Origin of the sequence: Lentzea sp. NPDC051213, from assembly GCF_044455585.1 — a bacterium.
Taxonomy (GTDB): Bacteria; Actinomycetota; Actinomycetes; order Mycobacteriales; family Pseudonocardiaceae; genus Lentzea.
This window is the reverse complement of sequence record NZ_JBITEX010000005.1, coordinates 100,321-121,463: the sequence shown is the minus strand read 5'-3', so window position 1 is coordinate 121,463 and position 21,143 is coordinate 100,321. Positions and strand designations below refer to the sequence as shown.

The following is a 21,143-nucleotide window of genomic DNA, read 5'->3' as shown; positions in this document are numbered from 1 at the left end:
GGTACGGTTCGGAGGTGGATGCGGTGATCTTCGACCTCGACGGCGTGCTGATCGACTCCGAACAGGTGTGGGACGAGGTGCGCCAGTCGTTCGCCGCCGCGCACGGCGGCACGTGGACGGCCACGGCCACCCGTGACATGCAGGGGATGTCGACCCCCGAGTGGGCCTCGTACCTCGTGTCCTCCGTCGGGGTGCAGCTCACGCCCGAGGAGGCTTCGGCCGGCGTGATCGCCTCGATGGAGAAGGCGTACGCGGCCCATCTGCCGGTGATCCCCGGCGCCGTGGACACCGTGCGCGCGGTCGCGTCCCGATTCCCCGTCGCGATCGCTTCCTCGGCACCGGCGGTGCTGATCAAGGTGTTCCTCGAGGTGACCGGGTTGCCGGTGCCCGTCGCGGTGTCGTCCGAAGAGTGCGCCGCGGGCAAGCCGTCGCCGGACGTCTACCTGCTGGCGGCCTCGCGGCTCGGGGTTTCCGCCACTTCCTGTTACGCCGTCGAGGATTCGACGAACGGACTGAAGGCCGCGCTGGCAGCGGGGATGACCGTGCTCGCCGTGCCGAACCCGCATTTCCCGCCGGACCCCGCCGTGCTGGCTCAGGTGACGGTGCTGTCCTCGATCGCCGACCTGCCGGGCGCGCTGACGTAGCTGATCGCGGCCATGCCGATCGCGATGCACAGGCAGGCGATGACGCCCTTCGGCCAGTAGATGTGGCTGCTGAGGAACAGGAAGCTGCCGGTAAGCAGGAAGATGGCTCCGGGGATGGCCCTGAGCTTGTGCTTGAGCAGCGCGCAGACCGCGATGGCGATGCTGGCCGCGAAGAAGCACCACGCACCGACGTGCCCGAGCTGGTTGCCGATCTTGAACACCGGCAGGCTCGCGTCGGTGCGGCCGTTCGTGGCCATGGTCATGGCGCCGCCGCCGATGCCCGCCAACGCGTCCAGCGCGCCGTAGAAGACGACGTAGCCGAAGGCGGCGAGGCGGCCTGCGTAGCGCACGGGCATCGGGGTGTCTTCGAGCAGAACCCATTGCGCCGCACCGAGGAGCGGGAAGATCACCGCCAGGATGATGTGCATGTCGCGCCACCACTGGGCGGTGTCGCCGTCGAGGTGGTGGGGGTGGGTCAGGCCGATGGTGGCGAGGACCAGGCCGGGGAGGGCGACGAGCAGGGTGCGCACCGCGCGAACCTAGCGGTGATCACCTCTTGTCCGACTAGACTCGCCCACTCTCAGGCGATTCGACCCAGCGCGTCGAACCTGTGTTCGATAGGATGTGACCGTGGTGAACCGGCGCGAACAAGCGGCGCTGCTGCTCGCACTCCGCGACAGCGAGCGCGGCTGGGCCGACGTCACCAACGCCGTGGAGGAAGCCGGTTCCGCACTGTCTGCGCTGGAGTCGCTGCTCACGCCGGACCAGCCGACGCTCGATCACATCGCTCCGGATCTGACCGATCGGCTCGACCTCCTGGAGAAGGAGATCGAGTCCTGGGCGGACGAGGGCATTCACCTGGTGACCGTGCTGGACGAGCAGTACCCGGTTCAGCTGCTGATGGTGCATCAGCGACCGCCTTTCCTCACCTGCCGGGGTTTCCTCGACCCCGCCGACCAGTTCGGCGTCGCCGTCGTCGGCAGCAGGCACGCGACCGCGCGTGGACTCCACATCACTCGTGAGATCGCGACAACTCTGACCAAGCACGACATCACGGTCTTCAGCGGTCTGGCCGCGGGCGTGGACACGGCAGCGCACCGAGCGGTGGTGGACGCCGGCGGCCGGACCGTGTCGGTGGTCGGCACAGGCCTGCGTCACAGCTACCCGTCGGAGAACGCGGAGCTGCAGCAGGAGATCGCCAGGACGGGCGCTGTGCTGTCCCAGTTCTGGCCGGACGCCGGCCCGGCGAAGCACCACTTCCCGATGCGCAATGCCGTGATGAGCGGGTGCAGCGTCGCGACGGTCGTGGTGGAGGCGGGCGAACACAGCGGCACCCGGATCCAGGCGCGGCTGGCCTTGGAGCACGGCCGCCACGTCTTCCTGCTGCTCGAGGTCGTGTCCGGCACGACGTGGGGCCGGGAGATGGCCGACCGTCCGAACACGACGGTGCTGGACAGCCCCGACCACCTGTTGCGCGTCCTTGACGAACTGAGCGCCGAAGTCCCGGACCTGATCGACATCTGACTTGAGCCCACTCAGCCCCGTTCGCGAGCGTTATCGCAACATCCTCATCGCGCCTCCTGACCGTGGACCGAATGTGTGCGTCACGTGCCGGCGCACCACCGACGGGTTCGAGCGGTGCTGGCAGTGCAACCAGCACTTCCAGTCCTTTGGTGCGGAGCTGGCCGACGAGGTCGCGCCCATCTCGTTGGCGTTCAAGGGGAAGCAGCTCGCTCACGTGCTGTTCCACTACAAGGACGCTGCCTCCGAGACGGTGCGACGCCGGTTCACCGACGAACTGCTCACCGTCCTCGCGAGCTTCCCGAGGCCGCACGTCTCCGTTGATCGATGTGCTCGGTCGGCGACTCGGGCTGACCAGCAAGAAGTTCGCCGAGATGCTGAGCACCTGCGGTGAGAACACCCGGAAGATGCGGCCTGCGCAGTACGAGGTCGCCGCTGATGTCGAGGAGCGGAGCATCCTGCTCGTCGACGACACCTGGACATCGGGAGCAAGTCTGCAGTCGGCAGCAGTGGCTTTGAAACGTGCTGGTGCCACCCGAGTGGTCGGCCTGGTGATCGGCAGGCACCTCGATGAGCCGACGCCTTCGGTCACGGAGCCGTTCGACTGGGACGTCTGCTGCCTCGAGCAACAGCAGTGATTGGCCTCAGGCGTGCAGCCACCGATGGGCACTGTCGCTGACCCGCAGCGGCTACCTAGCCTCGCGCTCATGACGCAACGAGTTGCTGTGGTCACCGGCACGGCGCAGGGCATGGGGCTGCGGATCGCGGACGTGCTGCGCGAGGACGGGTTCGCCGTCGTCGGGTTCGACCTGCAGGAGAGCAAGGACGGGATCGTCGGCAGTGTCACGAGCGCCGAGGACGTCCAGCGACTGACCGATCACGTGACCAGCACCCACGGCCGGGTCGACGTGCTGGTGAACAACGCGGGGATCGCCGGCATCGTGCCGTTCGAGGAGACCACGCTCCAGCAGTGGGAGCGGATCATGGCGGTCAATCTGACCGGGCCGTTCCTGCTGACCCAGGCACTCGGCAAGGTCATGCTCGGGCAGGGCAGCGGCGCGGTGATCAACATCGCGAGCGTCGCCGGGCTGCAGGGGGTGGCGGACCGGGCCGCGTACAACACGACGAAGCACGGGTTGATCGGGCTGACCCGCACGCTCGCCGTCGAGTGGGGCGGGCGGGGGATCACGGTCAACGCGGTGTGCCCCGGCTGGGTCAAGACGGAGATGGACGTCGAGTCGCAGGCCGGCGGTTATTACGTCGACGAGGACATCACTGACCACGTGCCGGTCGGGCGGTTCGCGGCGCCGGACGACATCGCGCAGGCCGTGCGGTTCCTGGCGAGCGATAGCGCCCGGTACATCAACGGGGTCGCGCTGCCCGTGGACGGCGGGTGGACCGCCGACGGGTCGTGGCAGAAGCTGCGGCTCTCGAAGCGCTGAACGGCGTCTGCAAGTACCACCAACTCGCTGTTGGTGGTACTTGCAGACGACCGAAGGTCAGGCTTCGCCGCGGATGAAGGCCTCGACGGCCTCGTGGGCCGCGGAGTCCGAGTACTGCACGGGCGGCGACTTCATGAAGTACGACGACGCCGAGAGGATCGGGCCGCCGATGCCGCGGTCGAGAGCGATCTTCGCGGCGCGGACCGCGTCGATGATGATGCCCGCGGAGTTCGGGGAGTCCCAGACCTCCAGCTTGTACTCGAGGTTCAGCGGCACGTCGCCGAACGCGCGGCCCTCGAGGCGCACGTAGGCCCACTTGCGGTCGTCGAGCCACGCCACGTAGTCCGACGGGCCGATGTGGACGTTGCGCTTGCCCATCTCCCGGTCCACCTGGGAGGTGACGGCCTGGGTCTTGGAGACCTTCTTGGACTCCAGGCGCTCCAGTTCCTTCATGTTGAGGAAGTCCATGTTGCCGCCCACGTTCAGCTGCATGGTGCGGTCGAGCTGGACGCCGCGGTCCTCGAAGAGCTTCGCCAGCACACGGTGCGTGATGGTGGCGCCCACCTGGGACTTGATGTCGTCACCGACGATCGGCACGCCGGCCGCGCGGAACTTCTCCGCCCACTCCGGGTCCGAGGCGATGAAGACCGGCAGGGCGTTGACGAACGCCACACCGGCGTCGATGGCGCACTGCGCGTAGAAGCGGTCGGCGTCCTCGGAGCCCACCGGCAGGTACGACACGAGCACGTCGACCTCGGCCTCGCGCAACGCCGCGACGACGTCGACCGGCTCGAAGTCGGACTCCTCGATCGTCTCCCGGTAGAACTTTCCGAGACCGTCGTGGGTGTGCCCGCGCTGGACGACGACGCCCAGCGGCGGCACGTCCGCGATCTTGATCGTGTTGTTCTCGCTGGCCAGGATCGCCTCGGCGAGATCGACACCGACCTTCTTGGCATCGACGTCGAACGCGGCGACGAACTCGACATCGCGCACGTGGTAGTCACCGAACTGCACGTGCATCAGGCCGGGCACGCGGGTGCTCGGATCGGCGTCCGCGTAGTAGTGGACGCCCTGCACCAGCGACGCCGCGCAGTTGCCAACCCCGACGATGGCCACTCGAACGGTGCGGTGGTTTCCGCCCATTGCCGAGTCCTCCTTGATCAACGGTGAGTACTACTCGTCCTGCTCGGACTGTTCGTGCGCGATGAGCTCGTTGAGCCACCGCACCTCGCGATCGGTGCTTTCGAGTCCCTGGCGGTGCAACTCGCGGGTGTAGCGGTCGATCTGCTCACCCGTGCGAGCCAGCCGCTCACGGAGCCCTTCCCTGCGTTCTTCGACACACCGCCGCCGCCCTTCCAGGATTCGCATCCTGATCTCGGCGGGCGTGCGGGAGAAGAACGCCAGGTGGACACCGAACGCATCGTCGTCCCAGGTCTGCGGGCCCGCGTTGACCAGGAGATCGGCGAACCGCTCCTTGCCCTCCGGGGTCAGCTTGTAGACCTTGCGCGCCCGACGTCCCCAAGAAAGAGCCGACTCCTCCGGCCCCTCCTCCACGATCAGGCCCGCACGTTGGAGTCGCCGCAGTGTTGGGTACAGCGATCCGTACGAGAACGCTCGAAACGCTCCGAGCAGGTCATGCAAACGCTTGCGCAGCTCATAGCCGTGCATGGGCGCCTCGTGCAGCAGGCCGAGCAGCGCGAACTCGAACACGAGTCACCTCCTCGCACCTGCACCGATAGGTGAGGCGAGTATATCGCCGCGATACATCGATGGCCCCTCTTCACTGTGGGATGTGGCACACCGTCATACCGCCTCGGACTTCGCTGCCCTGAACGGCCCATCATCGGGATGCGGTCGGCACGTACTCTGGTCACGTGTTGACCCAACGGCAGGTGGTGGACTACTCGCTGCAGCGGCGTGCGCTGCTGGCGGAGGTCTACTCTGGCCGCACGGGCACCATGGAGGTCTGCGACGCGTCCCCGTACCTGCTGCGAGCTGCGAAGTTCCACGGTACGCAGACACAAGTGCCTTGCCCTGTCTGCCGCAAGGAACCCCTCACCAACGTGTCTTGGGTCTACGGTGACGAGCTCAAGCACGCGACCGGCTCTGCCCGGACACCTGAAGAACTCGTGAAGATGGCAACCCTCTTCGAGGAGTTCACCGTGTACGTGGTTGAAGTCTGTCGCACATGCAGTTGGAACCACCTGGTGCAGTCATACGTCCTGGGGAAGCGTGGGCTGGAAAAGCCACGCAGGAGGACTGCGGCGGAATGACCCACAGGTGACACTGCTCCGGATGAAGTACGACCACCGAACCGTGTGCTGATGCACGCCGGTCTGGGAGGCCTTTTCACGTGAACGACCAGCATGATGACCGACAGCGCGGAGGCGAGCCGCAGTGGCCGACCGGGGACGACCCGGACGGCGGCGGTACGAGGCGCGATGTCCCGAATCAGCCACGACCGGGCACCCCGCCCGGCGGTTTCGCACGCCCTCCCCAGGGTGGCACGCCACCCGGTGGTTTCCCACAGCAGCAGCCCCCACGCCGCCCGAACGGACCAGGCGGCGTTCAGGGTGCTCCCGGTGGGCCTCAGGGCGGTCCCGGCCGTCCGCCGGGCCCACCCGGCCCGATGAACGGTCCCGGCGGCCCTCAGGGCGGTCCTCCCGGTCCTCCCGGTAACCGTCCCCCGACGCCTCCCGGCGGCATGCCGATGGCCCCGCCTCCCGGTGGCCGTCGCCCCGGCGGCCCTGGTGGCCCGCAGGCCGGCCCCGGCCGTCCTGGCATGCCCCCGCGCAACCCCGGCCAGGAGCCGACCACGCAGCTGCCCCCGGTCAACCGGCCGGCGGCGCAGCGCGAGCCGGACCTGCTGACGCACCGCGAGCCGGACGACGAGTTCCTGCTCGCCGGCGTCGACGATGACGACGACTACTACGACGACGAGCCGGAGCTCACCGAAGAGGAGGAGCGCCGTCTGCGTAAGAAGAAGATCTGGAAGCGCGTCCGGATCGGCGCCTTCGTCGCGTTCGGCCTGATGATCCTCGGCCCGGTGCTGGCTGTCGCGATCGCGTATCCGCTGGTCGACTGGCCGAAGCCGAACGAGGTCGCCGACGCGCAGGACAAGACGATCACGCTGAAGTACTCCGACGGCTCCGACATGGGCAAGATCACCTCGCCCGGCCAGAACCGGTCGATGCTGACGTTCGACGAGATTCCGCCGAACGTCAAGAACGCCGTGATGGCGGCCGAGGACAAGGACTTCTACGACAACCCCGGCTTCGACGTGAAGGCCATCGTGCGCGCCGTCTGGATCCAGGCGACCGGTGGTAGCTCGGGTGGTTCCGGCCTGACCCAGCAGTACATCAAGAAGGCGACGGGCAACGAGGAAGCGACGCTGACTCGTAAGTTCACCGAGCTCGTCAAGGCCTACAAGATGAGCAACGAGTCGGACCACAACACGATCCTCACCGCGTACCTGAACACGGTGTACTTCGGTCGTGGCGCGAACGGCTTCAAGGCCGCGTCGCAGGTCTACTACAAGAAGGACATGAAGGACCTCACTCCTTCCGAGGCGGCGCTGATCGCGGCGATGATCCAGACGCCCTCCTGGTCCGAGGACGAGGAGCACTCGCAGAAGCAGTGGAAGTACGTCATGGGCCAGATGCTCCAGAAGAACTGGATCGACCAGGCCTACTACGACGCGCAGCAGTGGCCGAAGCCGTTGCCGTTCGAGGAGACCCAGCCCGCCGGTCTTGAAGGGCCGCTGGCGCGCGTGAGCCAGCAGGTGCAGAACGAGATCGACAGCGAGATGGTCGGCCTCACGATGGAGAAGGCGCAGAAGGTCGGCGTCACCGTCCACACGAGCATCGACCCGAAGATGCAGCAGGCTGCGACCGACGCGGTGAACTCGGTGATGCAGGGCGAAGACCCCGAATTGCGCACCTCGCTCAGCGCGATCGACCCGGCAACGGGCGCGGTGAAGGCGTACTACCCGGGCAAGGACGGCCTGAAGGGCATCGACTACGCCAAGGGCACGATCCAGGAGGCCGGCTCGTCGTTCAAGCCGTTCGACCTGGTCGCCGCACTGCAGATGGGCAAGGGCATCGGCGACACCTACGACGGCACGTCTCCGCGCACGATCGCCGGTGTCCCGATCCGCAACGCGTCCAACAGCACGTGCGGCAAGGAATGCCCCATCAAGCAGGCGATGAAGGAGTCGCTCAACACCGTGTTCTACGACATGGTGGCGAACGACACCGGCACGAAGGCCGTCGCGAAGGCCGCCCACCAGGCGGGCATCCCGGAGACCGTCAACTACAACGGCAAGACGGTCCAGACGCTCGTCGGCGAGGGCGGTGGCCCACCGAACGCCGGTATCTCCATCGGCGCGGACAACGCCCAGGTGCGGCCGTTCGACATGGCGTCGGCATACGCGACGTTCGCCGCGCGCGGCGTCTACCGCCAGCCGTTCTTCATCACCAAGATCGAAGGCCCCAGCGGCGACATCCTCTACCAGCACGTCGACAAGGGTGTCCCCGCGTTCGACCCGGTGGAGACGAAGAGCCGCGACATCGCGGACAACGTCACCGAGGCGCTCAAGGAGATCCCGGGGTTCTCGAAGATCCCGTGTGCCGGCAACCGCGAGTGCGCTGGCAAGACCGGCACCCACGAACTCGACAAGAGCGTCGACCAGAACTCGAAGGCGTGGATGGTGGGCTACAGCCCGCAGCTGTCCGCGTCGGTCTGGATGGGCAAGGACCAGGGCAACGTCGCGATCAAGAACAAGCAGAACAAGCCCATCTTCGGATCCGGTCTCCCCGGCCAGATCTGGAAGAAGTTCATGGACGCGGCGCTCTCGGGCACGCCGGTCGAGAAGTTCGCGAAGCCGCAGCCCCTCGGCCAGTTCAACCCGCCGAAGAAGTCCACTCCGCCGTCGTCCGTGACGCCGTCGAACACGCCCTCGAACACCCCTCCGACGGAGCCCACCAAGCCGACGAAGCCTTCGGAAGAGCCGTGCCAGGTCCTGCTGTGCCCGACGAATCCGACCGCGTCGAGCACGCCGGGCAGGCCAAATCCCGGCAACGGTGGCCGAGATCCAGGGGACACGTAGACGAAGAAGGGGCCTGGTGCGCACGCACCAGGCCCCTTCTTCGTTCGGCCGGCGCAACGGCGATGCGTCGCACCGGGTGGTTTCACAACGTCAGTTCGACCTTGGCCGTAACATCCCGCCTCGTGGCCAGCAGCCCTGCCGAGCTCCCCGCCGAGGACACCGACTCGCTCTCGCACGAAGAGCGGGTCGCTCCCACCTTGACCGAGTCACTGGCGCGCGGCCTGAGCAGACCGTTCGGCGGTCCGCTCGGCGAGCACGCGCAGGTCGGCAGGCACTGGTTCTGGACGGCGCTGCGGGTGCTCCTGCTGCTCGGCGTGCTGACGTTGCTGGCGGGCTGGGTGCAGAAGTCGCCGTGCGTCCAGCAGTACGTCGACGACAAGGGCCAGGTGCAGCTGGACTGGCGGGGCAGCAAGCAGTTCACCGCGCTCTGCTACTCGGACACCGTGCCGCTCTACACCGCGGAACGGCTCGACCAGCGCGATGCCTTCCCGTACATCACGTCCTGGAAGGACGACGAGGGCAAGCCGACCGAGCACATCCGGTACATGGAGTACCCGGTCGTCACCGGCGTGTTCATGTGGCTCAACGCGCGAGTGGCGCAGGGGCTCGTGGCACTCGTTCCCGGGCTGCCGATGACGGTGATCGTGTTCTTCAACGTCACGGCGTTCTGGCTTGCCGTGGCGTGGCTGGTGACCGTGTTCTCGGTGGCCCGAATCGCGCGCAGGCGGATGTGGGACGCCGCGCTCGTCGCGGTGTCGCCGCTGGTCATCGTCCACGCGTTCACGAACTTCGACACGATCGCGACCGCGTTGGCCACGGCCGGACTGCTGGCGTGGGCGCGGAAGAAGCCCGTGCTCGCCGGTGCGCTGATCGGGATCGGTGGCGCGGCGAAGCTGTATCCGCTGTTCCTGCTCGGACCGGTGCTTCTGCTGTGCTGGCGGTCAGATCGGCTCAAGGCCGGACTCACCACCACCGTGTCGGCCCTCGGGGCGTGGGCGCTCGTCAACGCGCCCATCGCGTTGAACCCGGCGGCGAACACCGGGTGGAAGGAGTTCTTCCGCCTCAACACCGAGCGCAACGCCGACCCGGACACGATCTACAACGTGCTGGTGCAGTGGACCGGCTGGCAGGGCTTCGATCCCGGGCTGCAGCAGGGGCAGCCGCCGACGGTGCTCAACACCGTCAGCTCGGTGCTGTTCCTCGCGTGCTGCGCCGGTATCGCGTACGTGGCCCTCTCCGCGCCGACCAGGCCGCGGCTCGCCCAGCTCGGGTTCCTCGTCGTGGCGGCGTTCCTGCTGACGAACAAGGTCTGGAGCCCGCAGTACTCGCTGTGGCTGGTGCCGCTCGCGGTGCTGGCGTTGCCGCGCTGGAAGTTGTTGCTGGCGTGGATGACCGTCGACGCGCTCGTGTGGGTGCCACGGATGTACTTCTACCTCGGCACGGAGAACAAGGGCCTGCCGATCGACTGGTTCCTCGGCGCCGTGCTGCTGCGGGACGCGGCAGTCGTGGTGCTGTGCGTGATCATCCTGAAGGAGATCTACCACCCCGAACGCGACCGCGTGCGCGTGGAGGACGAGCAGGACCCGTTGGCCGGCGTCCTGGCCGATGCGCCGGACCGGCGGATCATCACACCCGCACGAGGCGAGCCATCGCACCGAATGCGGCCGCGTTCGGATGCAGGTGATCACCGGAGTCGAACGCCGGACGCAGTCTGAGCGGATCGTCCGGGTCCCGCACGGCGGCTTCGAAGTCGATGGCGTCGGGGAAGGTGGTGCGGATCCACGCGTTCACCTGCTGGCGCTGCTGCTCGCGTTGCTCGGTCCAGTTCACCCAGCCCTTCCACGGCGTGATGGTGCCGACGGTGACCTGGACGCCCTCGTTGCGGCACCGCAGCAGGATGGTGCGGATGCCCGCGATGACGTTCTCCGCGCTGATGCCGCTCTGGATGTCGTTGATGCCGCCCAGCAACACGACCTTGCGCACCTCCTCGCTGTAGAGGACATCGCGGTAGAGCCGGGTGATCATCGGCGCGTCGCCGAACAGCACGCCGTTGCCGCTGACGCCCGCGTTCAGCACGGCGTGGTCGCTCTCGACCATCGACGGCCAGTTGCCCTCGGCGTCGCCCTCGGTGATGGAGTCGCCGAACATCACCGCGGCGCCCGGCGCGGTGAAGCCCGCGACCTCGACCGCCGAGACAAGGCAGATGTAGTTGCGTGTCGACGTGATCGTGCGGTGTGCGCGCGCCTGACACGGAGTGCCGGCCGGGGTGTACGTGCTGATCTCCAGCGCCGTGGTGACGGTCAGCAGCACGGCGTCGCTGTAGACCTCGTCGCGCGCCTTGATCGTGACGCCGCGGGACCTGTTGAACGTCAGCTCGCGGGTCTCGCCGTTCGCCGTGACGGTGACCTGCTCGACGCGGACCGGCTTGATCCCCATCAGGTTCGACAGCCGCACGCGCACGGAGGTGCCGCTGGCGGTGAGATCGACGGTGGTGCGCACGCTCGGGTCCGGCACCGCGGCCGAGATTGTCGGCACGGCCTGCCACACGGGCAGCCAGCGGATCGCCGCCGACCGCTCGTGCACACCAGAAGCGCCGCAGGCGAGCAGCAACGCCAGCACGATGATCACCCTCACGGGTGAAGCATGCGGTGGATCAGCTCTTCGCTGCTACGGCTCCGCGGATGAACTTGTTGTCCAGGTGGTCGTCCTCGGTCACGTCGCGCGCCTTCAGGAACACCACGAACAGCGCGACCAGCAGCGCAGCCCGGCCCCACACGCCGATCATCACGGCCTGCGCGGAGAAGCTGTCGTAGATCCCGGCCGGCTGCCCGAACTCGATCGCCCAGAACCAGCGGAAGATCCCGATCCCCATCGCCAGGTCGACCACGAAGTAGGCGAACGCCCAGACCAGCTTCACGCGCAGGAGCACGAGGAACGGCACCAGCCACAGCGTGTACTGCGGCGAGTGGACCTTGTGCAGCAGCATGAAGCCGCACAGCATCGCGCCGGACACCGCGATCCACGGGTAGCTGCCCTCGCGCTGGTACCGCACCCAGCCGTAGCCGGCCGCGATCGCGAACGAGATCAGGATCGTGATCGGCGAGATGACGCCGACCAGCGACTGCATCGCGTCGTCGCCGATGAACGGCCGCAGGCCCCAGTACCAGATCGAGTTCGTGGTGATGTCGACCCGGCGCAGCTGCTGGAACTCGAACGAGGCCAGCCAGCCGTCGTAGCCCGCGAAGGCGAACGGCAGGTTGACCAGCACGACCGTGACGATCGAGGCCAGAGCGACCTTGACCGCACCGGCGATGTCGAACCTCTTGCCCTCCGGCAGTTCCTGCCCGCGCCAGCCACCGGTGGCGACGAAGAGCATCAGCGGCAGCACGAAGGCGGCCGGGTAGACCTTGAAGGCGAAACCGAGCGCCAGCAACACGGACGCGACCGTCGCCCGTTCGACCAGTGGCCGGTTCCAGCGGTGCACCACGAAGACCGCGGCCACCGAGCACAGCACGACCGGCAGGTCCCAGTTGTGGAACGCGTACAGGATGAGCGGTGGCCCGATCGCCCACAGCAGGGCGCGCCAGCGGGCGAGTTTGCCCAGCAACCAGCCCGTGAGCAGGCCGAACGGCGCCATCAGCAGCGAGGAGAAGAGCAGGTACTCCGCGTCGTTGTGCGCGAAGATCGCGCCGGCCCAGATGATCAGGCCGGTGAGCACCGGGTACTCGACCGAGCCGCCGACGAGGATGCCCTTGTCGCTGATGCCGCCGTCGACGTACGGGAAGACGTGCCGGTCGATGTCGCGCCCGATCCAGAGGTGCTGGATGTCGGAGTAGCAGACCTCTTCTTTGTTGCGCTCGTCGTAGTCGGGCTGCGTGCGGCCCCACTGGTCGAACGCCGGACCGGTGCAGCGGTCCTTGTTGATGAAGCCCAGCAGCAGCGTGAACCCGCACAGCAGCACGAGCACGACAGCGGCCGGCCTGCCGAAGCGGTTCACGAAACGCCCCGCGTCGCCTCGGTCGGGCGTCACGCTCACCACCTCGTGCACGGTCTTCACCGACCGGCGTTGTCGCGCAGGTACGCGATGTCGTCGGCCTGGCCCTCGTCCGGTGTCTCCACCACGACGGGGCATCCGGCACTGGCGGCCACGGCCACCAGCTGATCGGCGTCGATGGTGCCAGTCTTGATGTTGTCGTGCCGATCGCGCGCCGAGCCGAACTCGTCACGCGAGCTGTTGAGGTGCACCAGGTCGATCCGGCCGGTGATCGCTTTCACCCGATCGACGATGCCGACGAGGTCCTCACCGGCGGCGAACGCGTGGCAGGTGTCGAGGCAGAAGCCGGAGCCGAACTCGCCGACCGCGTCCCAGAGCCGCTTGAGGTTGTCGAACGAGCGCGCCATGGCGTTGTCGCCGCCCGCGGTGTTCTCGATCAGGACCGGCACGGCGAAGCCGCCGTCGGCGACCTGGCGCTCGAAGAACTTGCGCCAGTTCGCGAACCCCTCCGCCGGGTCCTCGCCCTTGGTCACGTGCCCGCCGTGCACGATCAGGCCCTTCGCGCCGACGGTCGCGGCGGCCTCCGCGTGCTGGATCACGTTCTTCCGCGAGGGAATCCGGATCTTGTTGTTCAGCGACGCGATGTTGATCATGTACGGGGCGTGGATGAACACCTCGAGATCGGAGGCGAGCAGTGCCTCCGTCTGCGGATGAGGTTTGGGCTTCTTCCACCCCTGGGGATCCGACAGGAAGAACTGGACGACCTCGGCACCGCGTTCGGCCGCGGCGCCGACCGGGTCGTCGTCGCGAACATGGGCCCCGATGCGCATGAGCAGGAGGGTAGTCGGCGTCCATAACGCCATCGCAGCCGCCGCCGATAGGAGTAATTGCGAAAACTGGGGATGGTCTGCGTCACGACCAGGACCTACGGTCGTTACTAGAGAGTAGGAAAGGGGTTCACATGCGACTGCTGAGCGTCACCGCCGCGACGCTTCTGGCGCTGGTCTCCGCCTCGGTCGGCCTGGTTCCCGCCTCGGCGGCCGACCCCATCGTCGTGGGCAGTTGTGCGACGAGCGTGCAGGGCACGCCCGGCACCCCGGTCTCGCTCAGTCCCAGCGCCGTGCTCCAGCCCGTGACGGACCTGGTGCGCGCCGTGCCGGTGCTCGGGCCGCCGCTCGCGGAACCGTTCAAGCAGTCGTTCTCCAAGCTCAAGCCCATGCCGATCGGCACGGTGCAGGCAGGTACGCAGACCATCAGCGGTGCCACGATCGCGAACGTGGTGACCGCCGAGCTGCAGAAGATCCCGTTGCTCGGGCCGATCCTCGGGACGCTCGACCAGACCGTGCGCGCGACGCTGACGCAGGGTTGCCAGGTGGTCGTGACGGGCGTGAACCAGGTCGCGGCACCGATCCAGGACGGGTCCAAGGCGATCGCGGACGGCTCCCAGCAGCTGACGCCGCAGCTCCCCGGCCAGCCGAAGCCGCCTGGTCAGAACCCCCAGCCTCAGCCCGGCACGCCGCCCGGCCAGCCGGGGACGAACCCCGGCAGCCCCGGCGCGGGTACCCCGATCACCCGCGACTTCCCGCTGTACTCGCTCGGCACGAACTACGGCCGCGTGCCGCTGTTCAGCTACGGCTCGCTGCCGTTCGCGATGCCCGGCCTGTACTCGCCGTCGCCCGGCGTTCGGTACGGCTCACAGGTGCCGCGCGCGTCGAACGGCAACAACTACGACACCGACCCGGTGCTGGCGGCCGGCCGCGCGACGGCCCTGCCGAGGCTGGGCGGCCCCGGCGGCGTCGGCCTCCCGGTGCTGGTAGCGGTGCTGATGCTGGCCTGCGTGACGGGTGCGCTGGTGCGAACCTGGGTGCTTCGCCGCACCCCTGCGTAGTCGCCGAACGCGCTCTGTTAACCTTTTACAGTTGCTGACGCGACGACCCTCCTGCCACGGAAAGCCCGTGGCCGCGAGTCCACAGGAGGTGAGTGGTCCTCATGCGTCATTACGAAGTGATGGTCATCCTCGACCCCAGCCTTGACGAGCGCACGATCGCGCCGTCTCTCGACACGTTCCTCAACGTCATCAAGACGACTGGTGGCAACGTCGAGAAGGTCGAAGTCTGGGGCAAGCGCCGGCTGAGCTTCGAGATCAAGAAGAACACCGAGGGTATCTACGCGGTGCTCGACCTGACCTCGACTCCCGACGCGGTGAAGGAACTGGACCGCCAGCTCGGTCTGCAGGAGACGGTGCTCAGGACCAAGGTCCTGCGCCGCGAGCCCGCCAAGTCGGCCGTCAAGGCCTGACGAACCTCTGATAGGGGAGCTCCGAAGACATGGCTGGTGAGACGACGATCACGGTGGTCGGGAACCTGACTGCCGACCCAGAACTCCGCTTCACCCAGAGCGGTGCCGCGGTGGCGTCCTTCACGGTCGCCTCCACGCCCCGCACCTTCGACCGCCAGTCCGGCGAGTGGAAGGACGGCGAAGCGCTGTTCCTGCGGTGCAACGTGTGGCGGCAGGTCGCCGAGAACGTGGCCGAGTCGCTCACCCGCGGTTCGCGAGTGCTCGTCTCCGGACGGTTGCGCCAGCGTTCCTTCGAAACGAAGGAAGGCGAGAAGCGCACTGTCGTGGAGCTGGAGGTCGACGAGATCGGCCCCTCGCTGCGCTACGCGACCGCGAAGGTCAACAAGGTCAGCCGTGGAGACGGCGGCGGTGGCGGCGGCTTCGGCGGCGGCGGCGGTCAGCAGTCTCGCGGCGGTGGCGGTGGCGCACCGGCAGACGACCCGTGGGGTTCCGCCCCGCCGGCCGGCTCTGGTGGCTTCGCCGACGAGCCCCCCTTCTAGACCGACTGCACCGGTCATCCAGTACCTCATTCATCGCGTATCCAGGAGTTAGAGACACATGGCCAAGCCGCCTGTGCGCAAGCCCAAGAAGAAGGTCTGCGCCTTCTGCAAGGACAAGAGCGCAAGCCTGATCGACTACAAGGACACGACGCTGCTTCGGAAGTTCATCTCCGACCGCGGCAAGATCCGTGCCCGCCGAGTCACGGGCAACTGCTCGCAGCACCAGCGCGACGTCGCTGTTGCCGTGAAGAACGCCCGTGAGATGGCCCTGCTGCCCTACACCTCGACCGCCCGCTAAGGAAAAGGAGACATTCGCGATGAAGCTCATCCTCACCGCTGACGTTTCCGGCCTTGGCGCGCCCGGCGACATCGTCGAGGTCAAGGACGGCTACGGCCGCAACTACCTGCTCCCGCGCGGTCTCGCGATCGTCGCGACCCGCGGTGCGCAGAAGCAGATCCAGGTCATCACCCGCGCGCAGGACACCCGCCGCGTGCGCGACCTGGACCACGCCAAGGAGATCAAGACCGCGCTCGAGGGTCTCTCCGTGACGCTCAAGGCCAAGGCCGCCGCCGGCAGCTCCAAGCTGTTCGGCTCGGTCACCGCGTCGGACGTGGCGGCTGCCGTCAAGTCCGCCGGTGGTCCGGTCCTGGACAAGCGCGCCATCGAGCTGCCGGGTCACATCAAGACCACCGGCAAGCACTCGGTCACGGTTCGCCTGCACCCTGAGGTCACCCTCACGCTGCCGGTCACCGTCACCGCAGGCGAGTAGTTCGAGCGAACCAGGCGGCACCAGCACTCGTTGGTGGGGTTCGCCTTCGGTTCGGTTTGCTGAAGCGCCGCCTACCCGGAATGCTCCGGGTGGGTGGCGCTTTCGCTCGTTTGTCGTAGCGCCGCCCTGTCCACGTCCTGTGGATAACCTGTCTCGGTGTCCTGTCCGCGACACGCCGAAGAGGCGGTTTTTCGCGACACGCCGAGGGTGTGGCGCACGACTTTTTCCACAACTTGTGCACAGCCCCTGAGCTGCGGCTATTTCTGTCACTCCACCGGTTGTCCCCAGGTTGTCCCCAGCGCCTCGGCCCCTGTGAGCACCCATCCACAGGTTGTCCCCCACTTGTCCACAGGACGATCCACACGCTGGTTTGCTTGCTCCGGACGGGTCCCTCTAGCGTCGCGACTCGGGCGATGACCATCGCACAGCGTGGCCGCCCGAAATTGTCGGTGCCGCGCGGTACAACTGGGTGACACACCGGCTCTCGACTTTCTTCGCAGGGGTGATTTGGCAGTGGCGCTGGTCGATGACCGGGGAATGGCGGAGCCCTCTTTCGAGCGCCAGCCGCCGCAGGACCTCGCCGCTGAGCAGTCGGTGCTGGGCGGCATGCTGCTGTCCAAGGACGCCATCGCGGACGTCATCGAGGCGCTCGCGCCGAACGACTTCTACCGCCCCGCGCACCAGGCGATCTACGACTGCATCCTCGACCTCTACGGCCGCGGCGAACCGGCCGACCCGATCACCATCTCGGCCGAGCTCGAGCGGCGCGGCGAGCTGCTGCGCGTGGGTGGCGCGCCGTACCTGCACACGTTGATCGCGACGGTGCCGACGGCCGCGAACGCCGGGTACTACGCGGAGATCGTCGCCGAGAAGGCGGTGCTGCGCCGCCTGGTCGAGGCGGGCACGCGCATCGTGCAGCTCGGCTACAACGGGGCGGAGGGCGCCGACGTCGACGAGGTCGTCGACCGCGCGCAGGCCGCGATCTACGAGGTCACCGACCGCCGCACGTCCGAGGACTACGTGGCGCTGGAAGACCTGCTCCAGCCGACCATGGACGAGATCGACGCCATCGCCTCCCGCGGCGGCGTCTCGCTGGGCATCCCGACCGGCTTCGCCGACCTAGACGAGCTGACGAACGGCCTGCACGGCGGCCAGATGATCATCGTCGCCGCACGTCCCGGTGTCGGCAAGGCGCTCGCGCTCGACACGCCGCTGCCCACGCCGTCCGGCTGGACCACGATGGGTGCCGTCGCACCCGGCGACTTCCTGATCGGCGCGGACGGCCGCCCCACGCGCGTGGTCGCCGCGACCGAGGTGATGACCGGCCGTACGTGCTTCGAGGTCGCGTTCTCCGACGGCACCGTGATCGTGGCCGACGCCGAGCACCAGTGGCTGACCGAGTCGTGCAGCGAGACCGGCGGCTTCTGGGCGATCCGCACGACGGCACAGCTGTTCGAGCGCGCCGGCCTGTGCCGTCAGTTCATCCGCCTGTCCGCGGCCTGGGAGCTGCCGGCGGCCGAGCTGCCGCTGACTCCTCGTGCGCTGGGCCTCTTCCTGTCGGGCCTGGGCGACCTGGAGCTGACGGACGACGAGTTGCGCGTCGCCAAGGAACTCGACCTGGCCGACGACCCGCACATCCCAGCCGCGTACCTGCGCTCGTCACGCAAGCAGCGCGCAGAACTGCTCGCGGCACTGCAGGTGGACGGCCGTTTCGCGCGCCTGCGCCGTGACATCGACGAGCTGATCGCCGGCCTGGGCCAGCTCGACCAGGTCGAGATCGTGGCGGTCCGCCCGATCGCGTCAGTGCCGGTGCGGTGCGTGCAGGTCGACAACCACGACCACCTGTACCTCGCGGGCGAGACGATGATCCCGACCCACAACTCGACGCTGGGCCTGGACTTCGCCCGCTCGTGCTCGGTGAAGCACGGCATGACCAGCGCCATCTTCAGCCTGGAGATGAGCCGCACCGAGATCGTGATGCGCATGCTCTCCGCCGAGGCGCGCATCCGCCTCGGCGACATGCGCGGCGGCAAGATGAGCGACGACGACTGGACCCGCCTCGCCCGCCGGATGAGCGAGATCAGCGAGGCGCCGCTGTTCGTCGACGACAGCCCGAACCTCACGATGATGGAGATCCGCGCCAAGGCCCGCCGCCTGAAGCAGCGCCACGACCTCAAGCTCGTGGTCGTCGACTACCTCCAGCTGATGTCGTCCGGCAAGAAGACCGAGTCCCGCCAGCAGGAAGTCTCGGAGTTCTCGCGAAACCTGAAGCTGATCGCCAAGGAACTCGACGTCCCGGTCATCGCGATCTCCCAGCTGAACCGCGGTCCGGAACAGCGAACCGACAAGCGCCCGATGCTCTCCGACCTCCGTGAGTCCGGCTCGCTGGAGCAGGACGCCGACATGGTCATCCTGATCAACCGCCCGGACGCCTGGGAACGCGACGACCCGCGCGCCGGTGAGGCCGACCTGATCATCGCCAAGCACCGTGCCGGCCCGACCGCCACCATCACCGTGGCGCACCAGCTGCACTACAGCCGGTTCGCCGACCTGGCCCAGGGCTAGTCGCTCGTGTAGGTCTCACGATTGATGTCGTAATCTCATCAATCGTTCGTACGAGTGTCATTTATGACATTCTCGCGAGATTCCGCACAGCGCAAATGGCTAACGCCATCCGAGTACCCGCGAGGCTGACCTGTCCATCGGCCCCGCGGGCTGTTCCCACGTAGCTAGATGGTGTACGTGGGTTGCTGTCCTGAGCCGTAGATCCAGCGGTAGTCCTGCGCGGGACTCGGTGTGCCGCCCCAGCACCAGAACGTCAGGACCACCCAGGCCTTGCCGCCCTGGGGCGGCACGCCGGTGATCCTGACCTGCGCGGCACTCGTCGTACTGCCACGCCAACGTCCACTCATGTTGAGCGTCGCAACATCAGTGCCGGACACGTCCACGCCGGTCAGGCTTCCCAGGCCGAGACCCTTCGGGCAATGCCATGCGCCGACTCGAAATCCCACTACCTGTGTGGACGCCTGAGCGGGAACGGCCACCAGCATGCTGGCCAGGAATACGAAGGCACCTACCAGAGCGCCGAGAGCTTTCCTTCTCATATGCACCTCTCTAACCGAGTGGAGAAGGTCGCCGCCGCAGCTAGGAATCGTGTCGGGTTGGTCCAGCGTTACGGTCACGAAATTGCCATTCCACAAGGAATCCCTTGCATTGACAAGAGGTCCGAGAACGTCGTCCAGTTCCGCGCACGACACGCACCTACCGGGGCGCGAGTCCGCGCAGCGCCGTGTCCACCACCTGATCCACGTACTCGTGGGTCAGCAAGTCAGCGCGCTGCAGCCACCGATTGAGCACCGGCCCAAACAGCAGATCAACGGCCACGTCGAGGTCGACGTCCTCGGCAAGTTGCCCAGCACTGCGGGCAGCCAGCAGGCGAGCCTTCTTCAGTTCCCGCATCGGATCGTCCAGACGCTTCGCGTAGTCGGCGGCCAGAGCCGGGTCGTTGACGATCTCGATGTGCATGGCGCGCATCGCGTGGTCGAAGCGCGGGTCCTTGAGTTCGTCGACCGTGGCTCGCAGGACCAGCTTCAGGTCGGCCGCCAGGTCACCGGTGTCGGGTAGCGCCGCGGCCTCGCCCTCGCCGGCGAGCGTGAGGAAGGCGTCGAAGAGCAGCGAGCCCTTCGACGGCCACCACCGGTAGATCGTCTGCTTGCCGACGCCGGCGGCCTGGGCGATGCCCTCAATGCTGAGCTTGGCGTATCCGACCTCGCCGACCAGTTCGAGGGCGGCGGCGAGGATGGACCGCCGCGCGGTCTCGCTGCGGCGGCTGGGATCCGGGGCGACCTTCGTGGACACGCGGGTCAATCTAGCAAACGGAGAGACGAGACGGTCCGTCTTGACAGACGTGTCGGAGGGAGGCAAGCTAGCGCAGCAACGAGACGGTCCGGTTCGTCTCGTAACTGGGAGGAAAACACCATGGAAGCCTCATCTCGCGTCTGGTTCATCACGGGCGCCAGCCGTGGCCTCGGCCGCGCTTTCACCGAGGCCGCGCTTGCCGCCGGCGACCGGGTCGTCGGCGCGGCCCGGGACGTCTCGCCGCTCGACGGACTCGTCGCCGAGCATCCTGATCGACTGCTGGCGCTGCGCCTGGACGTCACGGATCGGTCGGCGGTCTTCGAGGTCGTCGCTCAGGCGGTCGAGCACTTCGGCCGGCTCGACATCGTCGTGAACAACGCCGGTGCGCTGTTCACGGGCATGGTCGAGGAGTTCAGCGAAGCCGAGGCGCGTGCGCAGTTGGAGGTCAACTTCTTCGGCGCGCTGTGGGTCAGTCAGGCCGTGCTCGCGCCGATGCGGGCCAACGGCAGCGGGCACATCGTGCAGATCTCCAGCATCGGCGCTCTCGGCGGCTTCTCCAGCACCGGGCTTTACAGCGCCAGCAAGTTCGCGCTGGAAGGAATGAGCGAGGCGCTCGCCGCCGAGGCAGCCGCGTTCGGTGTCAAGGTCACCATCGTTCAGCCGGGCGGCTACTGGACCGACCTCTACACCAGCATCACGGCGACCAGCCCGAACCCCGTTTACGACCCGCTTCGCGCGGAGCTCGAGAAGCAGTGGGCGGAAGGGTCGATCGACAGCGAGCCGAGGTTGGCTGCCGAAGCGGTGATGACGCTGGTCGCGAGCGACGACCCGCCGCTGCGGCTCCTGCTCGGCAGCATGGTCTACGACCTCGCGTTCGACATCTCCCGGCGGCGGATGGACACCTGGGCCGGATGGGAGAAGACCAGTCGTGCCGCGGAAAAGGCCGTCCCGGCACCGAACTCGGTCTGAC

At 67.6% G+C, this 21,143-nt stretch carries 23 protein-coding genes; 15 read left to right on the top strand and 8 right to left on the bottom strand.

Going from position 1 to position 21,143, the window contains the following annotated elements:
- The first annotated feature begins 14 nt into the window (after nucleotides 1-14).
- Nucleotides 15-644: an HAD family hydrolase gene (locus ACIA8G_RS22880; RefSeq protein WP_396420669.1), complete on the top strand. Its 630-nt coding sequence runs from the start codon at nucleotides 15-17 to the stop codon at nucleotides 642-644.
- On the opposite strand, the gene ACIA8G_RS22875 is transcribed toward ACIA8G_RS22880, so the two are convergent.
- The gene (locus ACIA8G_RS22875) at nucleotides 593-1,174 is read right to left on the bottom strand and encodes a hypothetical protein (protein ID WP_396420668.1); all 582 of its coding nucleotides are present in this window, start codon (nucleotides 1,172-1,174) and stop codon (nucleotides 593-595) included. The genes ACIA8G_RS22880 and ACIA8G_RS22875 overlap by 52 nt on opposite strands.
- A 100-nt stretch (nucleotides 1,175-1,274) precedes the next feature.
- Here ACIA8G_RS22875 and ACIA8G_RS22870 point away from each other — a divergent pair, with 100 nt between their 5' ends.
- The 4 genes from ACIA8G_RS22870 (at nucleotide 1,275) to ACIA8G_RS22855 (ending at nucleotide 3,607) form a co-directional block, all read left to right on the top strand.
- Entirely contained in the window at nucleotides 1,275-2,168 is an 894-nt protein-coding gene (locus ACIA8G_RS22870; RefSeq protein ID WP_396420667.1) for a DNA-processing protein DprA, read from the top strand.
- A gap of 73 nt (nucleotides 2,169-2,241) precedes the next feature.
- Nucleotides 2,242-2,559: a hypothetical protein gene (locus ACIA8G_RS22865; RefSeq protein WP_396420666.1), complete on the top strand. Its 318-nt coding sequence runs from the start codon at nucleotides 2,242-2,244 to the stop codon at nucleotides 2,557-2,559.
- Nucleotides 2,540-2,803, top strand: coding sequence for a ComF family protein (locus ACIA8G_RS22860; protein ID WP_396420665.1), 264 nt, complete (start codon nucleotides 2,540-2,542; stop codon nucleotides 2,801-2,803). The genes ACIA8G_RS22865 and ACIA8G_RS22860 overlap by 20 nt, the downstream gene beginning before the upstream one ends.
- A gap of 69 nt (nucleotides 2,804-2,872) precedes the next feature.
- Entirely contained in the window at nucleotides 2,873-3,607 is a 735-nt protein-coding gene (locus tag ACIA8G_RS22855; protein ID WP_396420664.1) for an SDR family NAD(P)-dependent oxidoreductase, read from the top strand.
- A gap of 57 nt (nucleotides 3,608-3,664) precedes the next feature.
- Here the strand turns inward: ACIA8G_RS22855 and ACIA8G_RS22850 are convergent, their stop codons facing one another.
- Together ACIA8G_RS22850 and ACIA8G_RS22845 are read right to left on the bottom strand one after the other, a co-directional pair.
- Nucleotides 3,665-4,750 carry an inositol-3-phosphate synthase gene (locus ACIA8G_RS22850; RefSeq protein ID WP_396420663.1) on the bottom strand — a complete coding sequence of 362 codons (1,086 nt, stop codon included), beginning with the start codon at nucleotides 4,748-4,750 and terminating at the stop codon, nucleotides 3,665-3,667.
- Between the two features lie 30 nt (nucleotides 4,751-4,780).
- On the bottom strand, nucleotides 4,781-5,317 hold the full coding sequence (locus ACIA8G_RS22845; RefSeq protein WP_396420662.1) for a PadR family transcriptional regulator: 537 nt from the start codon (nucleotides 5,315-5,317) through the stop codon (nucleotides 4,781-4,783).
- 164 nt (nucleotides 5,318-5,481) lie between these two features.
- Between ACIA8G_RS22845 and ACIA8G_RS22840 the strand changes: the two genes are divergently transcribed.
- The 3 genes from ACIA8G_RS22840 to ACIA8G_RS22830 all read left to right on the top strand — a co-directional run bounded on the left by ACIA8G_RS22840 (nucleotide 5,482) and on the right by ACIA8G_RS22830 (nucleotide 10,429).
- Nucleotides 5,482-5,880 carry a DUF5318 domain-containing protein gene (locus ACIA8G_RS22840; protein WP_396420661.1) on the top strand — a complete coding sequence of 133 codons (399 nt, stop codon included), beginning with the start codon at nucleotides 5,482-5,484 and terminating at the stop codon, nucleotides 5,878-5,880.
- Between the two features lie 509 nt (nucleotides 5,881-6,389).
- A complete protein-coding gene (locus tag ACIA8G_RS22835; protein ID WP_396420660.1) occupies nucleotides 6,390-8,714 on the top strand; it encodes a transglycosylase domain-containing protein in 2,325 nt (774 codons plus the stop codon).
- Between the two features lie 122 nt (nucleotides 8,715-8,836).
- Nucleotides 8,837-10,429 carry a glycosyltransferase family 87 protein gene (locus ACIA8G_RS22830; protein ID WP_396420659.1) on the top strand — a complete coding sequence of 531 codons (1,593 nt, stop codon included), beginning with the start codon at nucleotides 8,837-8,839 and terminating at the stop codon, nucleotides 10,427-10,429.
- On the opposite strand, the gene ACIA8G_RS22825 is transcribed toward ACIA8G_RS22830, so the two are convergent.
- From ACIA8G_RS22825 to ACIA8G_RS22815, 3 genes are read right to left on the bottom strand one after another with little or no spacing between them, the layout of a single operon-like run.
- Nucleotides 10,341-11,348, bottom strand: coding sequence for a GDSL-type esterase/lipase family protein (locus ACIA8G_RS22825; RefSeq protein ID WP_396420658.1), 1,008 nt, complete (start codon nucleotides 11,346-11,348; stop codon nucleotides 10,341-10,343). The two genes, ACIA8G_RS22830 and ACIA8G_RS22825, sit on opposite strands and share 89 nt — an antisense overlap.
- Nucleotides 11,349-11,367: 19 nt before the next feature.
- Complete coding sequence (locus ACIA8G_RS22820) at nucleotides 11,368-12,744, bottom strand: glycosyltransferase family 87 protein (protein WP_396420657.1); 1,377 nt, start codon at nucleotides 12,742-12,744, stop codon at nucleotides 11,368-11,370.
- 23 nt (nucleotides 12,745-12,767) lie between these two features.
- The gene (locus ACIA8G_RS22815; RefSeq protein ID WP_396420656.1) at nucleotides 12,768-13,538 is read right to left on the bottom strand and encodes a deoxyribonuclease IV; all 771 of its coding nucleotides are present in this window, start codon (nucleotides 13,536-13,538) and stop codon (nucleotides 12,768-12,770) included.
- Nucleotides 13,539-13,669: 131 nt separating this feature from the next.
- Between ACIA8G_RS22815 and ACIA8G_RS22810 the strand changes: the two genes are divergently transcribed.
- From ACIA8G_RS22810 to dnaB, 6 genes are all read left to right on the top strand, one after another.
- On the top strand, nucleotides 13,670-14,596 hold the full coding sequence (locus ACIA8G_RS22810; protein WP_396420655.1) for a hypothetical protein: 927 nt from the start codon (nucleotides 13,670-13,672) through the stop codon (nucleotides 14,594-14,596).
- A 101-nt stretch (nucleotides 14,597-14,697) separates the two neighbouring features.
- Nucleotides 14,698-15,006: a 30S ribosomal protein S6 gene (rpsF, locus tag ACIA8G_RS22805; RefSeq protein ID WP_396420654.1), complete on the top strand. Its 309-nt coding sequence runs from the start codon at nucleotides 14,698-14,700 to the stop codon at nucleotides 15,004-15,006.
- Nucleotides 15,007-15,035: 29 nt separating this feature from the next.
- Nucleotides 15,036-15,545, top strand: coding sequence for a single-stranded DNA-binding protein (locus tag ACIA8G_RS22800; RefSeq protein ID WP_089918350.1), 510 nt, complete (start codon nucleotides 15,036-15,038; stop codon nucleotides 15,543-15,545).
- A gap of 58 nt (nucleotides 15,546-15,603) precedes the next feature.
- Complete coding sequence (gene rpsR, locus ACIA8G_RS22795; protein WP_030480165.1) at nucleotides 15,604-15,843, top strand: 30S ribosomal protein S18; 240 nt, start codon at nucleotides 15,604-15,606, stop codon at nucleotides 15,841-15,843.
- A gap of 19 nt (nucleotides 15,844-15,862) precedes the next feature.
- Nucleotides 15,863-16,315 (top strand): 50S ribosomal protein L9, encoded by a 453-nt coding sequence (gene rplI / locus ACIA8G_RS22790; RefSeq protein ID WP_396420653.1) that lies wholly within the window; start codon nucleotides 15,863-15,865, stop codon nucleotides 16,313-16,315.
- 537 nt (nucleotides 16,316-16,852) lie between these two features.
- On the top strand, nucleotides 16,853-18,880 hold the full coding sequence (dnaB, locus tag ACIA8G_RS22785) for a replicative DNA helicase (protein ID WP_396420652.1): 2,028 nt from the start codon (nucleotides 16,853-16,855) through the stop codon (nucleotides 18,878-18,880).
- A 164-nt stretch (nucleotides 18,881-19,044) separates the two neighbouring features.
- On the opposite strand, the gene ACIA8G_RS22780 is transcribed toward dnaB, so the two are convergent.
- Nucleotides 19,045-19,419, bottom strand: coding sequence for a hypothetical protein (locus ACIA8G_RS22780; protein WP_396420651.1), 375 nt, complete (start codon nucleotides 19,417-19,419; stop codon nucleotides 19,045-19,047).
- A 157-nt stretch (nucleotides 19,420-19,576) separates the two neighbouring features.
- Nucleotides 19,577-20,173: a TetR/AcrR family transcriptional regulator gene (locus ACIA8G_RS22775; protein WP_396420650.1), complete on the bottom strand. Its 597-nt coding sequence runs from the start codon at nucleotides 20,171-20,173 to the stop codon at nucleotides 19,577-19,579.
- 120 nt (nucleotides 20,174-20,293) lie between these two features.
- Here ACIA8G_RS22775 and ACIA8G_RS22770 point away from each other — a divergent pair, with 120 nt between their 5' ends.
- On the top strand, nucleotides 20,294-21,142 hold the full coding sequence (locus tag ACIA8G_RS22770; protein WP_396420649.1) for an SDR family oxidoreductase: 849 nt from the start codon (nucleotides 20,294-20,296) through the stop codon (nucleotides 21,140-21,142).
- Nucleotide 21,143 lies beyond the last annotated feature (1 nt).

Excerpts from the sequence above, each read along its gene's own strand:
- ACIA8G_RS22860 (WP_396420665.1), top strand. The coding sequence starts at position 2,540 with ATGCTGAGCACCTGCGGTGAGAACACCCGGAAGATGCGGCCTGCGCAG.
- ACIA8G_RS22855 (WP_396420664.1), top strand. The coding sequence starts at position 2,873 with ATGACGCAACGAGTTGCTGTGGTCACCGGCACGGCGCAGGGCATGGGG.
- ACIA8G_RS22850 (WP_396420663.1), bottom strand. The coding sequence starts at position 4,750 with ATGGGCGGAAACCACCGCACCGTTCGAGTGGCCATCGTCGGGGTTGGC.
- ACIA8G_RS22835 (WP_396420660.1), top strand. The coding sequence starts at position 6,390 with ATGCCCCCGCGCAACCCCGGCCAGGAGCCGACCACGCAGCTGCCCCCG.
- ACIA8G_RS22815 (WP_396420656.1), bottom strand. The coding sequence starts at position 13,538 with ATGCGCATCGGGGCCCATGTTCGCGACGACGACCCGGTCGGCGCCGCG.
- ACIA8G_RS22810 (WP_396420655.1), top strand. The coding sequence starts at position 13,670 with ATGCGACTGCTGAGCGTCACCGCCGCGACGCTTCTGGCGCTGGTCTCC.
- rpsF (WP_396420654.1), top strand. The coding sequence starts at position 14,698 with ATGCGTCATTACGAAGTGATGGTCATCCTCGACCCCAGCCTTGACGAG.
- ACIA8G_RS22800 (WP_089918350.1), top strand. The coding sequence starts at position 15,036 with ATGGCTGGTGAGACGACGATCACGGTGGTCGGGAACCTGACTGCCGAC.
- rpsR (WP_030480165.1), top strand. The coding sequence starts at position 15,604 with ATGGCCAAGCCGCCTGTGCGCAAGCCCAAGAAGAAGGTCTGCGCCTTC.
- rplI (WP_396420653.1), top strand. The coding sequence starts at position 15,863 with ATGAAGCTCATCCTCACCGCTGACGTTTCCGGCCTTGGCGCGCCCGGC.
- dnaB (WP_396420652.1), top strand. The coding sequence starts at position 16,853 with ATGGCGGAGCCCTCTTTCGAGCGCCAGCCGCCGCAGGACCTCGCCGCT.
- ACIA8G_RS22780 (WP_396420651.1), bottom strand. The coding sequence starts at position 19,419 with ATGAGAAGGAAAGCTCTCGGCGCTCTGGTAGGTGCCTTCGTATTCCTG.
- ACIA8G_RS22770 (WP_396420649.1), top strand. The coding sequence starts at position 20,294 with ATGGAAGCCTCATCTCGCGTCTGGTTCATCACGGGCGCCAGCCGTGGC.